Origin of the sequence: Ramlibacter sp. MMS24-I3-19 (assembly GCF_050320135.1) — a bacterium.
Taxonomy (GTDB): Bacteria; Pseudomonadota; Gammaproteobacteria; order Burkholderiales; family Burkholderiaceae_C; genus Ramlibacter.
In genome coordinates this window covers 2,168,176-2,187,473 of record NZ_CP190017.1, presented here as the reverse complement: position 1 = coordinate 2,187,473, position 19,298 = coordinate 2,168,176, and the positions used below count along the sequence as shown (strand labels likewise).

Below are 19,298 nucleotides of genomic sequence, written 5' to 3'. Positions count from 1 at the left end.
AAGCGTGGACTTACAGCTTCTGGCTTTGCATGAAGCGGTCGAAGGTCGCCTCGGTGAAGCGGAACCACAGGTTCTGGTCGGCGCGGAACTTCGAGTAGTCCGCGTAGACCTTCTTCCAGTTCTCGTTCTTGGCGCTCAGCTCGTCGTACAGCTTCATCGATTCCTTGAACGACTGCGCCATGAGGTCGGCCGGGAACGGGCGCAGCTTGGCGCCCGCGCCCACCAGCTGCTTGAGCGCCTGCGGGTTCTTCACGTCGTACTTGGCCTGCATCTCGACGTGCGCGTAGGCGCTGGCCGTCTCGACGATCGCCTTCTGTTCGGCGTTGAGGGCGTCGTAGGCCTTCTGGTTGATGTACAGGTCCAGCTGCAGGCCGCCTTCCCACCAGCCGGGGTAGTAGTAGAACGGGGCGACCTTGTTGAAGCCCAGCTTCTGGTCGTCGTACGGCCCGATCCATTCGGCCGCATCGATGGTGCCCTTCTCCAGCGCCTGGTAGATCTCGCCGCCGGGGATGTTCTGCGGCACGCCGCCCAGGCGCTCGAGCACCTTGCCCGCGAAGCCGCCGATGCGGAACTTCAGGCCCTTCAGGTCGGCGACGCTCTTGATCTCCTTGCGGAACCAGCCGCCCATCTGCGCACCGGTGTTGCCGCAGGGGAAGCTGATGATGTTGTACTTGGCGTAAAACTCGCGCATCAGCTTCAGGCCGTTGCCGTCGAAGGTCCACGCGCTCATCTGGCGGCTGTTCAGGCCGAAGGGGATCGCGCCGCCGATGGCGAAGGTCTCGTCCTTGCCGAAGAAGTAGTACGGCGCCGTGTGCGCGGCTTCGACCGTGCCGTTCTGCACGCCGTCCACCACGCCGAACGCCGGCATCAGTTCGCCGGCCGCATGCACCGAAACCTCGAACTTGCCGCCCGAAAGCGCCTTCACCTTCTGGGCGAACACCTCGGCGCCGCCGTAGATGGTGTCGAGCGACTTGGGAAAGCTCGACGCGATGCGCCAGCGAACGGCGGCCTGTGCATGCACGGCCGGCGCCGCGCCGGCTGCCAGCACGCCCGCGATGCCGGCGTGCTTGATGAGGGAACGGCGATCCATGTCGGACTCCTTGTGCTTGTCGGTGGTTCGTCTTGGCCCGATGGGGGCCGCCGCATCATGCGGACCGGGCCTGTTTCGACGCTTGCAGGTCACTGACGGAAGGACACAGGGCATTCCCCAGATGACAGAGGCCGGGGCAGCGTGCCATCCGGCGCGCTGCCCCGGCCTGCGCACGAGCCTCAGGAGACCAGCTGCTTGAGCAGCTTGCCCATCTCGGACGGATTGCGCGTGACCTTGAAGCCGCACTCCTCCATCACGGCGAGCTTGGCATCGGCGGTGTCGGCGCCGCCGGAGATCAGCGCGCCGGCATGGCCCATGCGCTTGCCGGGAGGCGCCGTCACGCCGGCGATGAAGCCCACCACCGGCTTCTTCATGTTGGCCTTGCACCAGCGCGCCGCATCGGCTTCGTCCGGGCCGCCGATCTCCCCGATCATGATCACGGCGTCGGTGTCCGGATCGTCGTTGAAGGCTTTCATCACGTCGATGTGCTTCAGGCCGTTGATCGGGTCGCCGCCGATGCCCACGGCCGTGGATTGCCCCAGGCCGATCTCGGTGAGCTGCGCTACCGCTTCATAGGTCAGCGTGCCCGAGCGCGAGACCACGCCGATGCGGCCCTTGCGGTGGATGTGGCCCGGCATGATGCCGATCTTGATTTCGTCGGGCGTGATCAGCCCCGGGCAGTTGGGCCCCAGCAGCAGCGTCTTCTTGCCGCCCTTGGCTTCCTTCTGCTTCATCCTGTTGCGCACTTCCAGCATGTCGCGCACCGGGATGCCTTCGGTGATGCAGATGGCCAGGTCCAGGTCGGCCTCCACCGCTTCCCAGATCGCGGCCGCGGCACCGGCTGGCGGCACGTAGATCACGGAGACAGTCGCACCGGTCTGCTTGGCCGCTTCCTTCACCGAAGCGTAGATCGGGATGTTGAAGATCGACTCGCCCGCCTTCTTCGGGTTCACGCCGGCCACGAAGCAGTTCTTGCCGTTGGCGTACTCCTGGCACTTCTCGGTGTGGAACTGGCCGGTCTTGCCCGTGATGCCCTGGGTGATGACCCGGGTGTCCTTGTTGATGTAGATCGACATGTCAGTGATTCCCCGGCTTCAGGCCTTCTTGACGGCGGCCACGACCTTCTGGGCCGCTTCGGCCATCGTGTCCGCGCTGATGATCGGCAGGCCCGAGTCGGCCAGCATCTTCTTGCCCAACTCCTCGTTGGTGCCCTTCATGCGCACCACCAGCGGCACCTTCAGGTTCACCGCCTTGCACGCCGTGATCACGCCCGTGGCAATGGTGTCGCAGCGCATGATGCCGCCGAAGATGTTCACCAGGATCGCCTTGACCTTGGGGTTCTTCAGCATGATCTTGAAGGCCTCGGTCACCTTCTCCGGGGTGGCGCCGCCACCCACGTCCAGGAAGTTGGCCGGCTCGGCGCCGAACAGCTTGATGGTGTCCATGGTGGCCATCGCCAGGCCCGCGCCGTTCACCAGGCAGCCGATGTTGCCGTCCAGCGAGATGTAGGCCAGGTCGAACTTCGATGCCTCGATCTCGGCCGGGTCCTCTTCATCGAGGTCGCGCAGCGCCACGATGTCCGGATGGCGGAACAGCGCGTTGGAGTCGAAGTTGAACTTGGCGTCCAGCGCGATGACGTTGCCCTTGCTGTCGCGATTGAGCGGATTGATCTCCACCAGCGACGCATCGGTGTCCATGTAGCACTTGTACAGCTTGCGGCACACGTCCACGAACTGCGCCTGCGAGTCCGCGGGCATCCCGACGCCCTTGGCCAGTTCCTGGCCCTGCGCATCGGTCAGGCCGGTGAGCGGGTCGACAAACACCTTGACGATCTTGTCCGGATGGCTGTGCGCCACTTCCTCGATGTCCATGCCGCCCTCGCTGGAGGCAATGAACGCCACCTTCTGCGTGGCGCGGTCGGTCACCACCGACAGGTAGTACTCCTTCTGGATGTCCGCGCCGTCCTCGATGTACAGGCGCCGCACCTTCTGGCCTTCGGGGCCGGTCTGGTGGGTCTTCAGCTGCATGCCCAGGATCTGGCCGGCGAGCTTCTTCACGTCATCGATGGACTTGGCTACCTTCACGCCACCGCCCTTGCCGCGGCCACCGGCGTGGATCTGCGCCTTGACCACCCACACAGGGCCGCCCAGCTTCTGCGCGGCCTCGACCGCTTCCTGCACGGTGAACGCCGGGATGCCGCGCGGCACCGGCACGCCGAAGCTGCGCAAGATCTCCTTGCCTTGGTACTCGTGGATCTTCATGAATGGATGTGGTTGCTGAGGGACCGCGCGAGCCGCGGCGGACAGCGACTGTAGCCCGCCGTCGCTGCGCGAAGCATTCAATCTTGCTGGCCAAGCCATAAGCGAAAGCCAATGCTCTTTCGCGTGTCAAACTGTGATCGCGAATAGTTCGAGGAGCGCCCGGATGGATCGCCTGCATGCCATGGAAGTCTTCGTCCGCGTGGTGGAAACAGGGAGCTTCTCTGCGGCCGCGCGCGACTTCTCCATCACCCAGTCCACGGCGACCAAGCTTGTCGCGCTGCTCGAGGCACGCCTGGCCGGGCGGCTGCTCAACCGCAACACGCGCGGCGCCAGCCTCACCGAGGCGGGCGCGCTGTTCTACGACAAGTGCAAGACGATCCTGCGCGAGTCGGAGGAAGCCGACGCCGTCGTGCGGCTGCAGCAGGATCGCGCGCACGGCCTGCTGCGCATCGGCAGCTCGGTGGCGTTCGGGCGCCGCGTGCTCGTGCCGCTGGCCCTGGAGTTCATCCGCGAACATCCGAACGTGCAGGTGGATCTCGTGTTCGAGGACCGCTACACCGATCTCGTCGCGCAGGGCATCGACGTCGCCGTGCGGCTGGGCAAGCTGGCGGACTCGAGCCTCGGGGCGCGCTTCCTCGGCGCCAACCCCTGGCTGCTCGTCGCATCGAACGCCTACCTGCGCAGCAACGGCACGCCAGTCCGTGCCGAGGACCTGGCATCGCACTCGGCCCTGATCTACAGCACCGTGCAGGGCAACGACGTGTGGCGCGTGCGTTCACCGGGCGGGGACGTCGCGACCGTGCGCGTGAGCGGCAGGTTGCGCTCGAACAATCTGTCCGCGGTGCTGGCCGCTGCACGTGCGGACCTGGGCATCGCGGCCCTGCCCTGGTACGTGGCCGCCGACTCCATCGCCTCGGGCGCCGTCACGCCCGTGCTGCCGGGCTGCAGCCTGCCCGAGCAGGAGATCCACGCGGTGTATCCCTCGCCCAAGCTGGTGCCCGCCAAGGTGCAGGCCTTCATCGGATTCCTGTGCGGCCGCTTCGAGGCGCAATGGTGGGAGCAACTGCCAGGCCGCTGAGGCCCCGCCATCCCCATTCCACGCGCGAATAGCTCTTATCGTCCGCGCACGGCTTCCGCTGCCGCACCTCCCGCCAGAACAATGGCCCGCATCGACAAGGAGTGATGCGATGCCCAAGATGAAAGCCGCGATGGCGGCGGTCCTCGTGATGGAACGTGAAGGTGTGACGCAGGCGTTCGGAGTTCCGGGCGCGGCCATCAACCCGCTGTATGCGCAGCTGCGCGAACGCGCCACCATCGCGCACGTGCTGGCCAGGCACGTCGAGGGCGCCTCGCACATGGCCGAGGGCTACACCCGGGCGCGCACCGGCAACATCGGCGTGTGCATCGGCACCTCGGGGCCGGCGGGCACCGACATGATCACGGGGCTCTACGCCGCGAGCGCGGACTCGATCCCGATCCTCTGCATCACGGGCCAGGCGCCGCGCGCGAAGCTGCACAAGGAGGACTTCCAGGCCGTCGACATCGCGGCGATCGCCAAGCCGGTGACCAAGATGGCGGTGACCGTGATGGAGCCGGCGCAGGTGCCGCGCGTCTTCCAGCAGGCCTTCCACCTCATGCGCTCGGGCCGTCCCGGTCCCGTCCTCATCGACCTGCCGATCGACGTGCAGCAGGCCGAGATCGAGTTCGACATCGACACCTACGAGCCGCTGCCGGTCTACAGGCCCGCCGCGACGCGCCGGCAGGTGGAGCAGGCCATGCAGATGCTGTGCACCGCCGAGCGGCCGCTGATCGTGGCGGGTGGCGGCATCATCAACGCCGACGGCTGCGACGAGCTCGTCGCCTTCGCCGAGGCGGCCGGCATCCCCGTCATCCCGACGCTCATGGGCTGGGGCGCCATCCCGGACGACCACGCGCTGATGGCTGGCATGTGCGGCCTGCAGACCAGCCATCCCTATGGCAACGCGACGCTGCTCGCGTCCGATCTCGTGCTGGGCATCGGCAACCGCTGGGCGAATCGCCACACCGGGTCGCCGGAGGTGTATTGCCGCGGCCGCCGCTTCGTGCACGTGGACATCGAGCCCACGCAGATCGGCCGCGTGTTCGCGCCCGACCTGGGCATCGTGTCGGATGCGAAGGCCGCGCTGTCGCTGTTCGTGGACGTTGCGCGCGAATGGAAGGCAGCGGGCCGCCTGCCCGACTGGTCGGGCTGGGCCGGCGAATGCGCCGCCCGCAAGCACGACCCTGCGCATGCGCGCCGCAGCGACTTCGCCCAGGTGCCGATCAAGCCGCAGCGCGTGTACCAGGCGATGAACGAGGCGTTCGGCCGCGACGTGACCTACGTCTCCTCCATCGGCCTGTCGCAGATCGCCGCCGCGCAGTTCCTGCACGTGTACGGGCCGCGGCAGTGGATCAACTGCGGCCAGGCGGTCCCGCTCGGCTGGACCGCGCCCGCCGCGCTGGGCGTGCGCGCGGCCGATCCGCAGCGGACCATCGTCGCGATTTCCGGCGACTACGACTTCCAGTTCCTGCTCGAGGAACTCGCGGTGGGCGCGCAGTTCCAGCTGCCCTACCTGCACATCGTCGTCAACAACAGCTACCTGGGACTGATCCGGCAGTCGCAGCGCGGCTTCGCGATGGACTACTGCGTGCAGCTCGCGTTCGACAACGTGAACATGCCGGCGGACGAGCCCGCGCGCGGCTACGGCGTGGACCACGTGAAGGTGGTCGAGGGCCTGGGATGCAAGGCGCTGCGCGTGCAACGGCCCGAGGACCTCGCGCCCGCGATCGTGCAGGCCCGCTCGTGGATGGCCGAGCACCAGGTGCCGGTCGTGATCGAGGTGATCCTGGAGCGCGTCACCAACATCTCGATGGGCGCCGAGATCGACGCGATCAACGAGTTCGAGCCCTTGATGGCACCCGCGACCGCGACGGCGACGGCGTAGCCGCGACCAGCCTCCGGCGCCCCACCGTTTCCTTCACTCCTGGAGTCAGCATGTCCAACATCCTCATCCTCGGCGCCTCGTACGGGTCGCTGCTCGCGACCAAGCTGGCGATGGCGGGCCACCGGGTCCGCCTGGTCTGCAGCAGTGCCACGGCCGACCTGATCAACCGCGAAGGCACGATCGTGCGGTTCCCGCGGAAGGAAGCGCCCGGCACGCTGCAGGTGCACTCGCGGGAGCTTCCCGGCTACATCGACGCCGCCGTGCCCGACGACGTCGAGCCGCGGGGCCATGACATGGCCGTGCTGGCGATGCAGGAGGCGCAGTACGCCGACCCCGCGGTGCGCGGCCTCATGCAGCGCATCGCGGCGGCGCGCGTGCCGTGCCTGGCCTTGATGAACATGCCTCCGCCGCCCTTCCTGCGACGTCTCCCCGGCCTGGACCTCGACCTGCTCGCCGGCTGCTACGCGGCGCCCGACGCATGGGACGATTTCGATCCGGCGCTCGTGACGCTGGCCAGCCCCGACCCGCAGGCGTTCCGGCCGGCCGGCGAGGGCAAGAACGTGCTGGTGGTCGGCCTGCCGACCAACTTCAAGGCGGCGACATTCGAGGACGCAGCAGCCACGGCCCTGCTGCGTCGCCTCGCAGCCGACATCGAGCGGCACCCGGATGTGCCGGTGAAGCTGAAGGTCCACGACTCGCCGTTCGTGCCGCTCGCGAAGTGGCCGATGCTGGTCACCGGCAACTACCGCTGCGTCGAGCCGGAGGGCATGGTGTCGATCCGGCGGGCGGTGCACCGGGACCTCGACCGCTCCCGCGCCGTCTACGAGTGGGCGATGGACCTGTGCTGCCGCCTGGGTGCCAGTCCCGAGGACCTGGTCCCGTTCGACAAGTACGCGCAAGCGGCCGCATCGCTGCAGAAGCCGTCGTCCGCCGCCCGTGCCTTGTCCGAGGGGGCGATGCACATCGAGCGCGTCGACCAGCTGGTGCACGCGATCGCCACCCAGCTGCACGTGGTGCACGACGACTGCCGGGGCATCGTTGCCACGGTGGACGCGCGCCTGCGGGGCAACCGTGCGGCGGCGGTGCGGCAGGACGTGCGCGAGCCGGTGCTGCAAACCCATCCATAGCACGCCCGCCCGCGGGACACAGGGCATTCCCCCACACGATCGGGCTGGTCTGGGGCTCATGATGCGCAGCGCCGATGCTCGCAACGGCGCACACCAACTTCATGAGCGAGAGGGAGACCAGCTAATGGCACACCGAGTGCTTCCCGCCTGCACGCGCCCGACCTGCGGCGCCAGGTCCACTGCATTGATCCTCGGCCTGCTGATGGCAGCGACCGTCCATGCCCAGCAGCCGCCGGCGGCGCAGGTGCAGAAGTCCGAACCGGCACTCGCCCCGCCCGGTGCGCAGGCGGCGCCGCCCGCCGCGGCGCCTTCGTGGCAGCAGGGCCGCTCGGCCGCGCAGGACAAGTCCACCCTGCACCCGATCGCGCCCATCCTCACGGGCCGTCCTGCCAGCGAATTGCCGATCGACAAGCTGAAGGTGCCGGCCGGATTCAAGGTGGAGGTCTGGGCCGACGGAATTCCGGAGGCTCGGTCGCTGGCACTTGGCGACAAGGGCACCGTGTTCGTCAGCAACCGCAATCTCTCGGACGTCTACGCGGTCGTCGACCGCAACGGCAAGCGCGAGGTGAAGAAGGTGCTGAGCGGCCTGAACTCGCCCAACGGCGTGGCCTTCAGCAAGGGGACGCTGTTCGTGGGCGAGCGCAACCGCATCACGCGCTACGACGGCATCGAGGACCATCTGGACAACCCGCCGGCCGCCAAGGTGGTGGTCGACAACCTCGATCCCGAGAAGCAGGCCGGCCACTTCTGGAAGTACCTCGCGCTCGGTCCCGACGGCAAGCTGTACTACAACGTCGGCGCACCCGGCAACATCGTGATGCCGGCCTACTACCAGGCCACGGTGAACCGCGTGGATCCGGCGACCGGCAAGGTCGAGACCGTGGCGCACGGCGTGCGCAACTCGGTGGGGATGGCGTTCGATCCGAAGACGAAGGACCTGTGGTTCACCAACCATGGCCGCGACTGGGTGGACGACGACACGCCCAACGACACGCTGCACCATCTCACCCGCAAGGGCATGAACTTCGGCTATCCGTACTGCCACCAGGGCGACGTGGCCGACCCCGAATTCGGCAAGTCGCGCTCGTGCGCGGACTTCGACAAGCCGGCCCTGAAGCTGGGCGGGCACGTGGCACCGCTCGGCATGAAGTTCTACACGGGCACCATGTTCCCGGCCGAGTACCGCGACAACATGTTCATCGCCCTGCACGGGTCCTGGAACCGCTCGAACAAGCAGGGCTACAGCGTCGTGCGCGTGGTGCAGGACGGCAAGGGTGGCGTGAAGATGGTGCCGTTCCTCGAAGGCTTCCTCGAGGACCCGAAGGCCGATCCCCCGATGTGGGGCCGCCCGGTCGACGTGCTGGTGCTGCGCGACGGCTCGATGCTGGTCTCGGACGACTACAACGGCGTGGTCTATCGCGTCAGCTATGCGAAGTAAGGCGCGGTTCTCCGCGCTGCGCATCGCCCTCGGCCTGGCCGTGGGCGTCCTCACCGCCGCCGCGGCCCATGCCGCCGCGGACCCGCAACTGTGCGTGGCCTGCCATGGACCGAACGGCAACTCGCAGAACCCAGCCGTGCCCGCGCTCGCCGGGCAGCCGGCGCAGTTCATCAGCACGCAGCTGGTGATGTTCCGCGAGAAGCGCCGGGTCAACGAGCAGATGTCGCCGATCGCGGCCACGTTGGCCAATGCCGACATCAGTGCGCTCGGCAAGTTCTTCTCCACGCAGCAGCGCGAGGCACCGGCGAAGAAGCCGGCTGACGACGTGATGGCGTCCGGCAAGGCACTGACGGAGAAGTTCAACTGCGTGGCCTGCCACGGCGCGGCCCTGAAAGGCCAGCAGCACATTCCGCGGCTCGCCGGCCAGCAGGCCGATTACCTGCGCACCCAGCTGCGTGGATTCAAGGCGGGCACGCGCTTCGACATGGACGGCAACATGACGGCTGCCGCGCAGCCGCTGGGCGAGCCGGACATCGACGTGCTGGCGCAGTACCTGTCGGCGCTGGAATGACCCGGTGACCGCGTGACGAAAAGGGGCCGCATCCGCGGCCCCTTTTCCATTGGCGAGAGCAACTCTGTCAGAGCTTCTGGGCCTGCATGAAGCGGTCGAACGTCGCCTCGGTGAAGCGGAACCACAGGTTCTGCTCGGCCCGGAATTTCGAGAAGTCGGCGTAGATCTTCTTCCAGCTCGGGTTCTTCGCGTTGAGCTCGCTGTAGAGGTCCATCGCCGCCTTGAACGACGCGTTCATCATGTCCGCCGGGAAGGGCCGCAGCTTGGTGCCCGCGCCCACCAGCTGCTTCAGTGCCCCGGGGTTCACGGCGTCGTAGCGGGACTGCATGACGACGTGGGCCTGCGACGCGGCCGCCTGCACGATCGCCTTGTTCTCCGCCGACAGGCCGTCGTAGGCCTTCTGGTTGATGAACACATCCAGCTCGGGACCGCCCTCCCACCAGCCGGGGTAGTAGTAGTTCGGCGCGATCTTGGAGAACCCGAGCTTCAGGTCGTCGTACGGGCCCACCCATTCGGCGGCATCGATGGTGCCCTTCTCCAGCGCCTGGTAGATCTCGCCGCCCGGGATGTTCTGCGGCACGCCGCCGATGCGCTCGATCACCCGCCCCCCGAAGCCCCCGATGCGGAACTTCAGGCCCTTCATGTCGGCGAGCGACTTCACTTCCTTGCGGAACCAGCCGCCCATCTGGGCGCCGGTGTTGCCGGCCGGGAAGTTGATGATGTTGTACTTGGCGTAGAACTCGCGCATCAGCTTCAGGCCGTTGCCCTCGAACATCCACGCCGACATCTGGCGGCTGTTCAGGCCGAAGGGAATCGCGCAGCCGAGGGCGAAGCATTCGTCCTTGCCGAAGAAGTAATAGGGCGCCGTGTGCGCGCACTCGATCGTGCCCTGCTGCACGCCGTCGACCACGCCGAAGGCCGGCATCAGCTCGCCGGCGGCATGGGTGGAGATCTCGAACTTGCCGCCCGACATCGCCTTGACGGCGTTGGCGAAGGTCTCGGCGCCGCCGTAGATGGTGTCGAGCGACTTCGGGAAGCTCGAGGCCAGGCGCCAGCGGATGGCGGCCTGCGCATGCACGGCCGGCGCGATGCCGCTGGCCAGCACGCTCGCGATGCCGGCCTTCTTGATCAGGGAACGACGGTCCATGGAATCTCCAGTCACGAGTGAAGCCGCGCGAAGGCAGCAGAAAGTTTGCCTCCGCATTCTCGGGACTGGCCCGTGGGGGTCCGCTGGGGTTTTCCCTTCCGAACAACCCCGCGGTGCCAGCAGGGGCGCGAAGCCTCGCGCGCCTGCAGGTGGACGTCAGCCCACGACCTTGAGGCTGGGCGCCCGTGCCACCAGCGCGCCGAAGCGCTCGCGCACGGACTGCTCGATGCCCGCGGCATCCAGCCCCTGCAGCGAGAGCAGCTTGGCCGGATCGCCATGCTCGATGAAGGTGTCGGGCAGGCCCAGGTGCAGCACGGGCTTCAGGACGCCAGCCGCCTGGAGCGCCTCGCCGACCGCGCTGCCGGCACCACCGGGCACGCAGCCCTCTTCCACCGTCACCAGCGCTTCGTGCGTGCGGGCGACCTCCAGCAGCAGCGCGGTATCCAGCGGCTTGGCCCAGCGCATGTTGACGACCGTGGCATCGAGCCGCTCGGCCGCCTGCAGCGCCGGGTGCAGCAGCGTGCCGAAGGCGAGGATGGCGATGCCCTTGGGCGCACTGCCCTCGGCACCGGTGCGCTCGCGGCGCACCTCGCCCTTGCCGAAGGGCAGCGCCTGGAGCCCGGGCTCGACCACCGCGCCCACGCCTGCACCGCGCGGATAGCGCACCGCCACCGGATGGTCCTGCTCGAAGGCGGTGGTGAGCAGCTTGCGGCACTCGTTCTCGTCGGCCGGGCACGCGATGCTGACGTTGGGAATGCAGCGCAGGTACGCGATGTCGTAGGCGCCCGCATGCGTGGCACCGTCGGCGCCCACCAGGCCGGCGCGGTCGAGCGCGAACACCACAGGCAGGTTCTGCAGCGCCACGTCGTGGATCAACTGGTCGTAGGCGCGCTGCAGGAAGGTCGAGTAGATCGCCACGACCGGCTTCATGCCCTCGCAGGCCAGGCCCGCCGCGAAGGTCACCGCGTGCTGCTCGGCGATGCCGACGTCGAAGTAGCGGTCCGGGAAGCGCTGCTCGAACTCCACCAGGCCCGACCCTTCGCGCATCGCGGGCGTGATGCCCACCAGCCGCTGGTCCTGCGCAGCCATGTCGCACAGCCAGTGGCCGAACACCTGCGTGAACGTCGTCTTCGGCGGCGTGGCGGGCTTCACAAGGCCCACGGCGGGATCGAACTTGCCGGGCCCGTGGTACGCGACCGGGTCGGCCTCGGCGAGCTTGTAGCCCTGCCCCTTCTTCGTCACCACGTGCAGGAACTGGGGGCCCTTCAGGTGCCGGATGTTCTCCAGCGTGGGCACCAGCGATTCGAGGTCGTGGCCGTCGATGGGCCCGATGTAGTTGAAGCCGAACTTCTCGAACAGCGTGGCGGGCACCACCATGCCCTTGGCATGTTCCTCGAAGCGCTTGGCCAGCTCGAAGAGCGGCGGCGCCACCTTCAGCACGTTCTTGCCGACGTTCTTGGCCGCCGCATAGAACTGGCCCGACATCAGCTGCGCCAGGTAGCGGTTCAGCGCGCCCACCGGCGGGCTGATCGACATGTCGTTGTCGTTCAGGATCACCAGCAGGTCGGCCTCGGCGACGCCGGCGTTGTTCAGGGCCTCGAAGGCCATGCCAGCCGTCATCGCGCCGTCGCCGATGATGGCCACGGCCTTGCGGTCCTCGCCCTTGCGCTGCGAAGCCACCGCCATGCCCAGCGCGGCGGAGATGCTGGTGGACGAATGTGCGGTGCCGAAGGTGTCGAACTCGCTTTCGTCGCGGCGCGGGAAGCCGGAGAGGCCGCCCAGCTGGCGCAGCGTGCCCATGCGGTCGCGCCGGCCGGTGAGGATCTTGTGCGGATAGGTCTGGTGGCCCACGTCCCACACCAGCCGGTCGTGCGGCGTGTTGTAGACGTAGTGCAGCGCGATGGTGAGTTCCACCGTGCCCAGGTTGGAGCTGAGGTGGCCGCCGGTGCGCGACACGCTGTCGAGCACGTAGGCGCGCAGTTCCTCGGCCAGCTGCGACAGCTGCGCGCGCGGCAGGCGGCGCAGGTCGGCGGGGGATTCGATGGTTTCGAGCAATGCCATGGTGGACGGCCTCAATTGTCGCGCTCGACGACCATGGTCGCGAGGGCCCGCAGTGCGCGGGTGTCGGGCAGCCCGCTGGCGTCGAGCGCCGCGAGCGACTCGGCGAGCAGGTCGCGGGCATGGGCGCGCGAGCGCTCCAGACCCATCAGCGAGACGTAGGTCGGCTTGTCGTTGTCGGCGTCCTTGCCGGCGGTCTTGCCGAGCGTTGCCGAGTCGGCTGTCACGTCGAGGATGTCGTCGACGACCTGGAAGGCCAGGCCAAGTGCCGCGCCGTAGTGCGACAGCGCGTCGAGCGCGGTCGCGTTCGGCTGTCCGCAAGCCGCGCCCATCATCACGCTGCCCTGGAGCAGCGCACCGGTCTTCAGGCGGTGCATGTGGCGCAGCTGGTCCTCGGTGAGTGCGAGGCCCACGCTGGCGAGGTCGATCGCCTGGCCGCCCGCCATGCCTTCGTGGCCCGCGGCGCGCGCGAGCAGGCGGCACAGGCGCGCCTGGATCGCGGCCGGGATGCGCTCGTCGTCGGGCGCCAGCAATTCGAACGCGAGGGCCTGCAGCGCATCGCCGGCCAGCAGCGCGCGCGCCTGGCCGTACTGCACGTGCACGGTGGGCTTGCCGCGCCGGAGCACGTCGTTGTCCATGCAGGGCATGTCGTCGTGCACCAGCGAGTAGGCGTGGATCAGCTCGACGGCGCAGGCCGCGCGCAACGCCGCGAGTGCATTGCCCCCGACCGCTTCGCTCGCAGCGAGCACCAGCAGCGGCCGCAACCGCTTGCCGCCATCGAGCACGGCATAGCGCATCGCGTCGCCCAGGCCCGCTGGCGCTTCGGCCACCACCCAGTCCGACAGCGCGGACTCCACGCGCGCCAGGCGCTCGTCGCCCCAGCGGCGCAGGTCGAAGCCACCGGTCACTGCGGCGTCCACGGCTTGAGCGTGCCCTCGTCCAGCAGCTTGATCTGGTGCTCGACGGCATCGAGCTTGCCGCGGCAGAACGCGAGCAGCTCGGCGCCGCGCTTGTAGCCCGACAGCAGCTGCTCGAGCGGCAGCTGGCCCGATTCGATCACCTGCACCAGCTGTTCGAGTTCTGCGAGCGCCGCCTCGTAGTTGGTGGGTGGCTGGGGATCTGTGGACATCGGGCGCGAAGGGGCAAAACAGCGATTTTAAGGCGGCCCCGCGCCCGCAGAGGCGGGGGGTACAATCCGCGTCCCCTCCAGCGCCCACGTCCCTTCGATCAAGCGCTTCACCTGCCCCTTCATAGGGGGAGTCTCTAGGTCAGGTTCATGTCTGATTTAAGTCTTCAGCTCCAGCAGGCCACAAGCCAACTTCCCGTTTCCAGCTACTTCGACGAGGCGCTCTTCCGACGCGAAATGAAGGCACTGTTCGACCGTGGCCCGCGTTACGTGGGCCACGAGTTGGCGGTGCCGGACATCGGCGACTACCACGCGCTGCCGCAGGAGGGCGAAGGCCGCGCGCTGCTGCGCACGCCCACGGGCGTGGAGCTGATCTCCAATGTCTGCCGCCATCGCCAGGCCGTGATCCTGCGCGGCCGCGGCAACGTCGATTCGAAGGCCGGCACCGGCGGCAACATCGTGTGCCCGCTGCACCGCTGGACCTACAGCGCGGGCCAGGGTCCGGCGAAAGCCGGCACGCTGCTCGGCGCGCCGCACTTCGCGCAGGACCCGTGCCTGAACCTCGACAACTGGAAGTTGCGCGAGTGGAACGGCCTGCTGTTCGAGGACAACGGCCGTGACATCGCGGCCGAGCTGGCCGGCATGGGCCCGCGCGCCGATCTCGACTTCAGCGGCATGGTGCTCGACCGCGTCGAGCTGCACGAGTGCAACTACAACTGGAAGACCTTCATCGAGGTCTACCTCGAGGACTACCACGTCGGCCCGTTCCATCCCGGCCTCGGCAGCTTCGTCGCCTGCGACGACCTGCGCTGGGAGTTCAAGGACAACTACTCGGTGCAGACGGTCGGCGTGGCCAACCGCCTGGGCAAGGCCGGCAGCCCGGTGTACGAGCGCTGGCACAAGGAGCTGCTGGCGTACCGTGGCGGCGAGCCGCCGAAGTACGGCGCCATCTGGCTCACCTACTACCCGCACATCATGGTCGAGTGGTACCCGCACGTGCTGACGGTGTCCACGCTGCATCCGATCTCGCCGCAGAAGACGCTCAACGTGGTCGAGTTCTTCTACCCCGAGGAGATCGCGGCGTTCGAGCGTGGCTTCGTCGAGGCCCAGCAGGCCGCCTACATGGAGACCTGCGTGGAGGACGACGAGATCGCGCTGCGCATGGATGCCGGCCGCCTCGCGCTGATGAAGCGCGGGCACAACGAGGTCGGCCCGTACCAGAGCCCGATGGAAGACGGCATGCAGCACTTCCACGAGTGGTACCGCGGCGCGATGGGCCACGCTGCCCCCTGATGCCGGCATTCCCGGGCGGCCAGCACAGCGGCACGGTGGTGCCGCTGGACCGCCCGAACGTCGACACCGACGCCATCTTCCCCAAGCAGTACGGACGGTCCACCGCGAAGAGCGGCTATGGCCCGGTGCTGTTTGACAACTGGCGCTATCTCGATCCGGGCGACCTCGACTCGGACCATTCGCGCCGGCGACCGAACCCCGACTTCATCCTGAACCGTCCCGAGCTGCAGGGCGCGACCGTGCTGCTGGCGCGCCAGAACTTCGGCTGCGGCTCCAGCCGCGAGCATGCCGTGTGGGCACTGCGTGACTTCGGCATCCGCGCGGTGCTCGCGCCCAGCTTCGGCGACATCTTCCGGCAGAACTGCGCACTGAACGGCATCGCGGCGCTCGTGCTGCCCGAAGCCGCGGTCGATCGCCTCTTCACGCGCGCGGCACTGTCGGTGCTGCAGGTCAGGATCGACCTGCAGGCGAGGCAGCTCGCCTGCGGCAGCGACGCGTGGACGTTCCCGCTGGCGCCGCGCGAGGCGCTGCTGCTGTCGGAGGACATCGACTGGATCGGCGCCACGCTCGCGCGCCGCGACCGCATCGCCGCCTTCGAGCAGGAGCGTCTCGCACGCCAGCCCTGGCTGGACCGGACGCTGCCCGGCTGATGCAGGCGCTGTGGATGATCCTGGCCGCCTTCTCGTTCGCGAGCATGGCGGTCTGCGTGAAGATCGCCGCGGCGTGGTTCAACAGCTCGGAGCTGGTGTTCTGGCGCGGCGTGCTGGGCATGGTCTTCATGTGGCTGCTGGCCCGCCATCAGGGCGTGGGGCTGCGCACGAACTACCCGTCCATGCATGCCTGGCGCAGCTTGGTCGGCGTGCTGTCGCTGGGCGCCTGGTTCTATGCCATCGCGGGCCTGCCGCTCGCGACGGCGATGACGCTCAACTACATGAGCAGCGTGTGGGTCGCGGCCTTCCTCGTGGGCGGGGCGCTGCTCGCATGGAATCCCCGCACGGGTCCCCTGCGGCAAGGGCCGCATGTCCTTGCCGTGCTGGCCGGCTTCGCAGGCGTGGTGCTGATGCTGCGTCCCACGATCGACCAGAACCAGGTCTTCGCCGGCGTGGTGGGCCTGCTTTCGGGCCTCATCTCGGCATTCGCGTACATGCAGGTGATGGCGCTCGGCCGCATCGGCGAACCCGAGTCGCGCACGGTGTTCTATTTTGCCGTCGGCTCCACGGTGGCGGGCGCCATCGGCATGGCGCTGACGGGCGTGTCCGGGTGGACCTGGACCCATGCCGCATGGCTGCTGCCCGTGGGCGTGCTGGCCTCGCTGGGCCAGTGGTGCATGACGCGTGCGTACAGCCATGGGGCCACACTGGTCGTGGCCAGTTTGCAATACTCGGGGATCGTGTTCGGCGCCTTCTACAGCGTGGTGCTGTTCGGCGACACGATCGCGCCCATGGGCTGGCTCGGCATGGCGCTGATCGTCGGCAGCGGCGTGGCGGCCACCATCCTGCGCTCGCACGCGGCGCCGGACGCTCCCGCGGAGGAACATTGATGACGACCCCCATGCCCCAGCACTTCACCACCCTGATCTCCGCCGAGCAGTTGCTCGCGCTGCGCGCCGCTGGCGCGCGCCTGATGGTGTTCGACTGCAGCTTCGACCTGATGAACCCCGCCGCTGGCGAGGAGCAGTACCACCAGTCCCACATCCCCGGCGCCGTGTACGCGGATCTCGACACCGCGCTCTCGGACCAGGGCGTCGTGGAGCCGGACGGCACGCACCACCCGCACACCGATGCCGCGTCGGGCGGACGCCACCCACTGCCCAGCCGCGAGAAGTTCGCCATGTGGCTGTGCCACGTCGGCTTCGCCAACGACATGCAGGCTGTCGTCTACGACCGGCAGAACGCCAACTACTGCGGCCGCCTGTGGTGGATGCTCAAGTGGGCCGGCCACGAACCGGTGGCGGTGCTCGATGGCGGGCTGCAGGCCTGGCAGGCCGCGGGCGGCGACCTCGCGTCGGGCGACGAGCCGGCGCACTTCCAGTCCAACTTCACGCTGGGCGCGCCGCTCCGGCGGCTGGTGAACACGCGGCAGGTGCAGGCCGCACTGGGCAGCGGTGCGCAGACCATCGTCGATGCACGTGCGGCCCCGCGCTTTCGCGGAGAGGTCGAGCCGCTGGATCCTGTCGCAGGGCACATTCCCGGTGCGCTGAACAGGCCGTTCTCGCAGAACATGGGCGCCGACGGCCGCTTCAAGCCTGCCGCGCAGTTGAAGGCCGAATTCGAGGCGCTGCTGCAAGGCCGCGATCCGGCCAGCGTCGTGCACCAGTGCGGCAGCGGCGTGAGTGCGGTCCCGAACCTGCTCGCGATGGAAGTCGCCGGGCTGCCAACTGCCGGCCTCTACGCAGGCAGCTGGAGCGAGTGGTGCAGCGATCCGTCGCGGCCCGTCGAGCGCGGCTGAATCGCGCCCCCTGAAATGCAAATGGCCGGCAAGTGCCGGCCATTTGCATTGGTGCACGCGGTTCAGCGGTTGCCCACCGAACTTCCGGTCGTGCGGTTGGCCGAGCCCTGCGAAGGCGTGGCGGCTTCGGATGGACCGGCAGCCCCCATGCTCGAGGTGCGGTCGCTTGCGCCAAGCCCGCCGTGCAGGCCCGAGCCGGGCTGCGCCGTCTGGCTTTCGGCGTTGTTGGCCGAGGTGCCCTTGCCTGTGGTGCCGACGACGGCATCACCGCCCGAGGACCCCGGATGGGGCAACGACCCCGCGACACCCGACGGGCCGCGGCCGGAGGAGGTGTCCCCCTGCTGCGGCACGCGGACCGTCGCGGCGTTGCTGGCGCCGGGGCTGCCCGGCGCATTGCCGTTGGCCGTGGCACCGCTGTCGGCGTCCCGGTGGCACGCGGCCAGGCAGGCCGAAGCCACCAAGGCGAGGACGAGCGTGCGGCTGGCCATTACTTCGAGGTCGAAGAACCCGAGCTGGAGCCGGTCCCCGAGCTGCTGGGCGACGAGCTGGAGCTGCCGGTCGAGCCGCTGCCCGTGGAACTGCCGGTGGAGCCGGTGGACGAACCCATGCTGCCCGAGCTGCTGGGCGAGCTGCTGCTGGAACCGCCGCTGCTGCCGCCGCTGGCGCCCATCGAGCCGGTGCTGCTGCCCGAGCTGCCGGAAGCGGCCGAGCCGGTGCCACCTTCGCCGGCACCCTTGTTGCAAGCGGTCAGGGACAGGGCGGCGGCCGCGACAAAGGCCAGCGCGGCGCCGCGAGTGAGTTTGGAAGCGTTCATCTGGGACTCCTTGGTTTACGCGTGATGGAGGAAACGAGAAAACGGCAGCCCTGCTGCCTGAAATGACTCTAGGGATTGCCCGGGGGTCGACTGTCGTCTGCCACTGTCTAACTCTGTAGGACAACCGCAGGGCAGGCCGAGTGGCGGCCGAGCTTCGGCCGCTGAGCTTGCGGGCCGCCGCCTCAGGCGAGCGACACGAGCAGGTCTTCGCGCAGAGCCTCGGGGACGGCCTGCAGCTCGCGCTTGCGTTCGCGCAGCAGCTCGCCCAGCCGCACCAGGTCGAGGCCGCTGCGGCGCGCCTTGGGGAACATCTCGTCGCGTTCCTCGCGCATGTGGTGGTCGATGTACTCGCCCAGCACGGTGACCTTGGCGTCGTACAGCTCCTCGTGCGGATCCATCGACAGGATCTGCACGATCAGGTCGCGGGCGGACGCGTGTTCCACCTCGGCCTCGTCCATCAGGTCGTCGTCCCGGATGGCCTCGCGCACCGGTGGGTAGAACAGCTCTTCCTCCAGCTTGGCGTGGATGGTGAGCTCCATGCAGATCTGCTCGGCCAGCGCCTTGCGGCGCGCTTCGGGCGCATCGTTGGCGGCCAGGTCGCGATAGGCCCGGAACATCTCGCGCACGGCCTGGTGGTCGGCGTCGAGCAGGTCGAGCGCATCCTGCGGGGTGTCGGTCATGCTTCTTCCTCCGTCTGCTGGCGTGGCCCGTTCAGCCGCGGCTGCCGGACTCGTCGTCGGTCTTGCTGGTCTCCTTCATCGCGGGCTCCACGGGCGTGCCGCGGCCCTCGGGCTGTCCACTCTCGGGGGTGCCGGCGTCTTCCGGCTGCATGTCGGTGCCCGGTGTGCGGCGGGGCTGCGCCTGGTCCTTGGCGGCGGGCTGCGCGTCGGGTCTGTCGTTGGGCATGGCGGCAAGGGATGCGTCGGGCATCGCCACACTCTAGGCAAGACGGGACCCCTCGC

Annotated in this window: 20 protein-coding genes; 10 read left to right on the top strand and 10 right to left on the bottom strand. The window is 68.5% G+C overall.

Annotated elements, in window-relative coordinates; translation table 11 throughout:
* Window positions 1–10: 10 nt before the first annotated feature.
* The 3 genes from ACPWT1_RS10975 to sucC form a co-directional block, all read right to left on the bottom strand.
* A complete protein-coding gene (locus ACPWT1_RS10975; protein ID WP_427915395.1) occupies window positions 11–1,090 on the bottom strand; it encodes a TRAP transporter substrate-binding protein in 1,080 nt (359 codons plus the stop codon).
* 179 nt (window positions 1,091–1,269) lie between these two features.
* A complete protein-coding gene (gene sucD, locus ACPWT1_RS10970) occupies window positions 1,270–2,166 on the bottom strand; it encodes a succinate--CoA ligase subunit alpha (RefSeq protein ID WP_427915394.1) in 897 nt (298 codons plus the stop codon).
* Window positions 2,167–2,184: 18 nt separating this feature from the next.
* Window positions 2,185–3,351: an ADP-forming succinate--CoA ligase subunit beta gene (sucC, locus tag ACPWT1_RS10965; RefSeq protein ID WP_427915393.1), complete on the bottom strand. Its 1,167-nt coding sequence runs from the start codon at window positions 3,349–3,351 to the stop codon at window positions 2,185–2,187.
* 163 nt (window positions 3,352–3,514) lie between these two features.
* Between sucC and ACPWT1_RS10960 the strand changes: the two genes are divergently transcribed.
* The 5 genes from ACPWT1_RS10960 to ACPWT1_RS10940 all read left to right on the top strand — a co-directional run bounded on the left by ACPWT1_RS10960 (window position 3,515) and on the right by ACPWT1_RS10940 (window position 9,450).
* Window positions 3,515–4,429: a LysR family transcriptional regulator gene (locus ACPWT1_RS10960; RefSeq protein ID WP_427915392.1), complete on the top strand. Its 915-nt coding sequence runs from the start codon at window positions 3,515–3,517 to the stop codon at window positions 4,427–4,429.
* Between the two features lie 109 nt (window positions 4,430–4,538).
* Complete coding sequence (gene gcl / locus ACPWT1_RS10955) at window positions 4,539–6,314, top strand: glyoxylate carboligase (RefSeq protein WP_427915391.1); 1,776 nt, start codon at window positions 4,539–4,541, stop codon at window positions 6,312–6,314.
* 50 nt (window positions 6,315–6,364) lie between these two features.
* Entirely contained in the window at window positions 6,365–7,441 is a 1,077-nt protein-coding gene (locus tag ACPWT1_RS10950; protein WP_427915390.1) for a hypothetical protein, read from the top strand.
* Window positions 7,442–7,643: 202 nt separating this feature from the next.
* Window positions 7,644–8,879: a PQQ-dependent sugar dehydrogenase gene (locus ACPWT1_RS10945; RefSeq protein WP_427915389.1), complete on the top strand. Its 1,236-nt coding sequence runs from the start codon at window positions 7,644–7,646 to the stop codon at window positions 8,877–8,879.
* A complete protein-coding gene (locus tag ACPWT1_RS10940; protein WP_427915388.1) occupies window positions 8,869–9,450 on the top strand; it encodes a c-type cytochrome in 582 nt (193 codons plus the stop codon). Before ACPWT1_RS10945 ends, ACPWT1_RS10940 begins: the two co-directional genes overlap by 11 nt.
* A gap of 67 nt (window positions 9,451–9,517) precedes the next feature.
* Here ACPWT1_RS10940 and ACPWT1_RS10935 read toward each other — a convergent pair whose 3' ends face one another.
* From ACPWT1_RS10935 to ACPWT1_RS10920, 4 genes are all read right to left on the bottom strand, one after another.
* On the bottom strand, window positions 9,518–10,597 hold the full coding sequence (locus tag ACPWT1_RS10935; RefSeq protein WP_427915387.1) for a TRAP transporter substrate-binding protein: 1,080 nt from the start codon (window positions 10,595–10,597) through the stop codon (window positions 9,518–9,520).
* A 156-nt stretch (window positions 10,598–10,753) separates the two neighbouring features.
* Window positions 10,754–12,658 (bottom strand): 1-deoxy-D-xylulose-5-phosphate synthase, encoded by a 1,905-nt coding sequence (dxs, locus tag ACPWT1_RS10930; RefSeq protein WP_427915386.1) that lies wholly within the window; start codon window positions 12,656–12,658, stop codon window positions 10,754–10,756.
* Window positions 12,659–12,669: 11 nt separating this feature from the next.
* Window positions 12,670–13,575 (bottom strand): polyprenyl synthetase family protein, encoded by a 906-nt coding sequence (locus tag ACPWT1_RS10925; protein ID WP_427915385.1) that lies wholly within the window; start codon window positions 13,573–13,575, stop codon window positions 12,670–12,672.
* On the bottom strand, window positions 13,560–13,784 hold the full coding sequence (locus ACPWT1_RS10920) for an exodeoxyribonuclease VII small subunit (RefSeq protein WP_427915384.1): 225 nt from the start codon (window positions 13,782–13,784) through the stop codon (window positions 13,560–13,562). The genes ACPWT1_RS10925 and ACPWT1_RS10920 overlap by 16 nt, the downstream gene beginning before the upstream one ends.
* A 147-nt stretch (window positions 13,785–13,931) precedes the next feature.
* On the opposite strand from ACPWT1_RS10920, the gene ACPWT1_RS10915 reads away from it, so the two are divergent.
* Genes ACPWT1_RS10915 through ACPWT1_RS10900 form a run of 4 tightly spaced genes read left to right on the top strand, consistent with a single transcriptional unit; the run spans window position 13,932 to window position 17,522 of the window.
* Window positions 13,932–15,074: an aromatic ring-hydroxylating oxygenase subunit alpha gene (locus tag ACPWT1_RS10915; RefSeq protein WP_427915383.1), complete on the top strand. Its 1,143-nt coding sequence runs from the start codon at window positions 13,932–13,934 to the stop codon at window positions 15,072–15,074.
* Window positions 15,074–15,724: a 3-isopropylmalate dehydratase small subunit gene (gene leuD / locus ACPWT1_RS10910; protein WP_427915382.1), complete on the top strand. Its 651-nt coding sequence runs from the start codon at window positions 15,074–15,076 to the stop codon at window positions 15,722–15,724. The genes ACPWT1_RS10915 and leuD overlap by 1 nt, the downstream gene beginning before the upstream one ends.
* Complete coding sequence (locus ACPWT1_RS10905; protein WP_427915381.1) at window positions 15,724–16,614, top strand: DMT family transporter; 891 nt, start codon at window positions 15,724–15,726, stop codon at window positions 16,612–16,614. The genes leuD and ACPWT1_RS10905 overlap by 1 nt, the downstream gene beginning before the upstream one ends.
* Window positions 16,614–17,522, top strand: coding sequence for a sulfurtransferase (locus tag ACPWT1_RS10900; protein WP_427915380.1), 909 nt, complete (start codon window positions 16,614–16,616; stop codon window positions 17,520–17,522). The genes ACPWT1_RS10905 and ACPWT1_RS10900 overlap by 1 nt, the downstream gene beginning before the upstream one ends.
* 62 nt (window positions 17,523–17,584) lie before the next feature.
* On the opposite strand, the gene ACPWT1_RS10895 is transcribed toward ACPWT1_RS10900, so the two are convergent.
* On the bottom strand, window positions 17,585–17,980 hold the full coding sequence (locus ACPWT1_RS10895; RefSeq protein WP_427915379.1) for a hypothetical protein: 396 nt from the start codon (window positions 17,978–17,980) through the stop codon (window positions 17,585–17,587).
* Between ACPWT1_RS10895 and ACPWT1_RS10890 the strand changes: the two genes are divergently transcribed.
* Entirely contained in the window at window positions 17,951–18,361 is a 411-nt protein-coding gene (locus ACPWT1_RS10890) for a hypothetical protein (RefSeq protein WP_427915378.1), read from the top strand. The two genes, ACPWT1_RS10895 and ACPWT1_RS10890, sit on opposite strands and share 30 nt — an antisense overlap.
* A gap of 157 nt (window positions 18,362–18,518) precedes the next feature.
* Here the strand turns inward: ACPWT1_RS10890 and ACPWT1_RS10885 are convergent, their stop codons facing one another.
* Window positions 18,519–19,016 (bottom strand): hemerythrin domain-containing protein, encoded by a 498-nt coding sequence (locus ACPWT1_RS10885; RefSeq protein WP_427915377.1) that lies wholly within the window; start codon window positions 19,014–19,016, stop codon window positions 18,519–18,521.
* 31 nt (window positions 19,017–19,047) lie between these two features.
* On the bottom strand, window positions 19,048–19,266 hold the full coding sequence (locus ACPWT1_RS10880) for a hypothetical protein (protein ID WP_427915376.1): 219 nt from the start codon (window positions 19,264–19,266) through the stop codon (window positions 19,048–19,050).
* Window positions 19,267–19,298 lie beyond the last annotated feature (32 nt).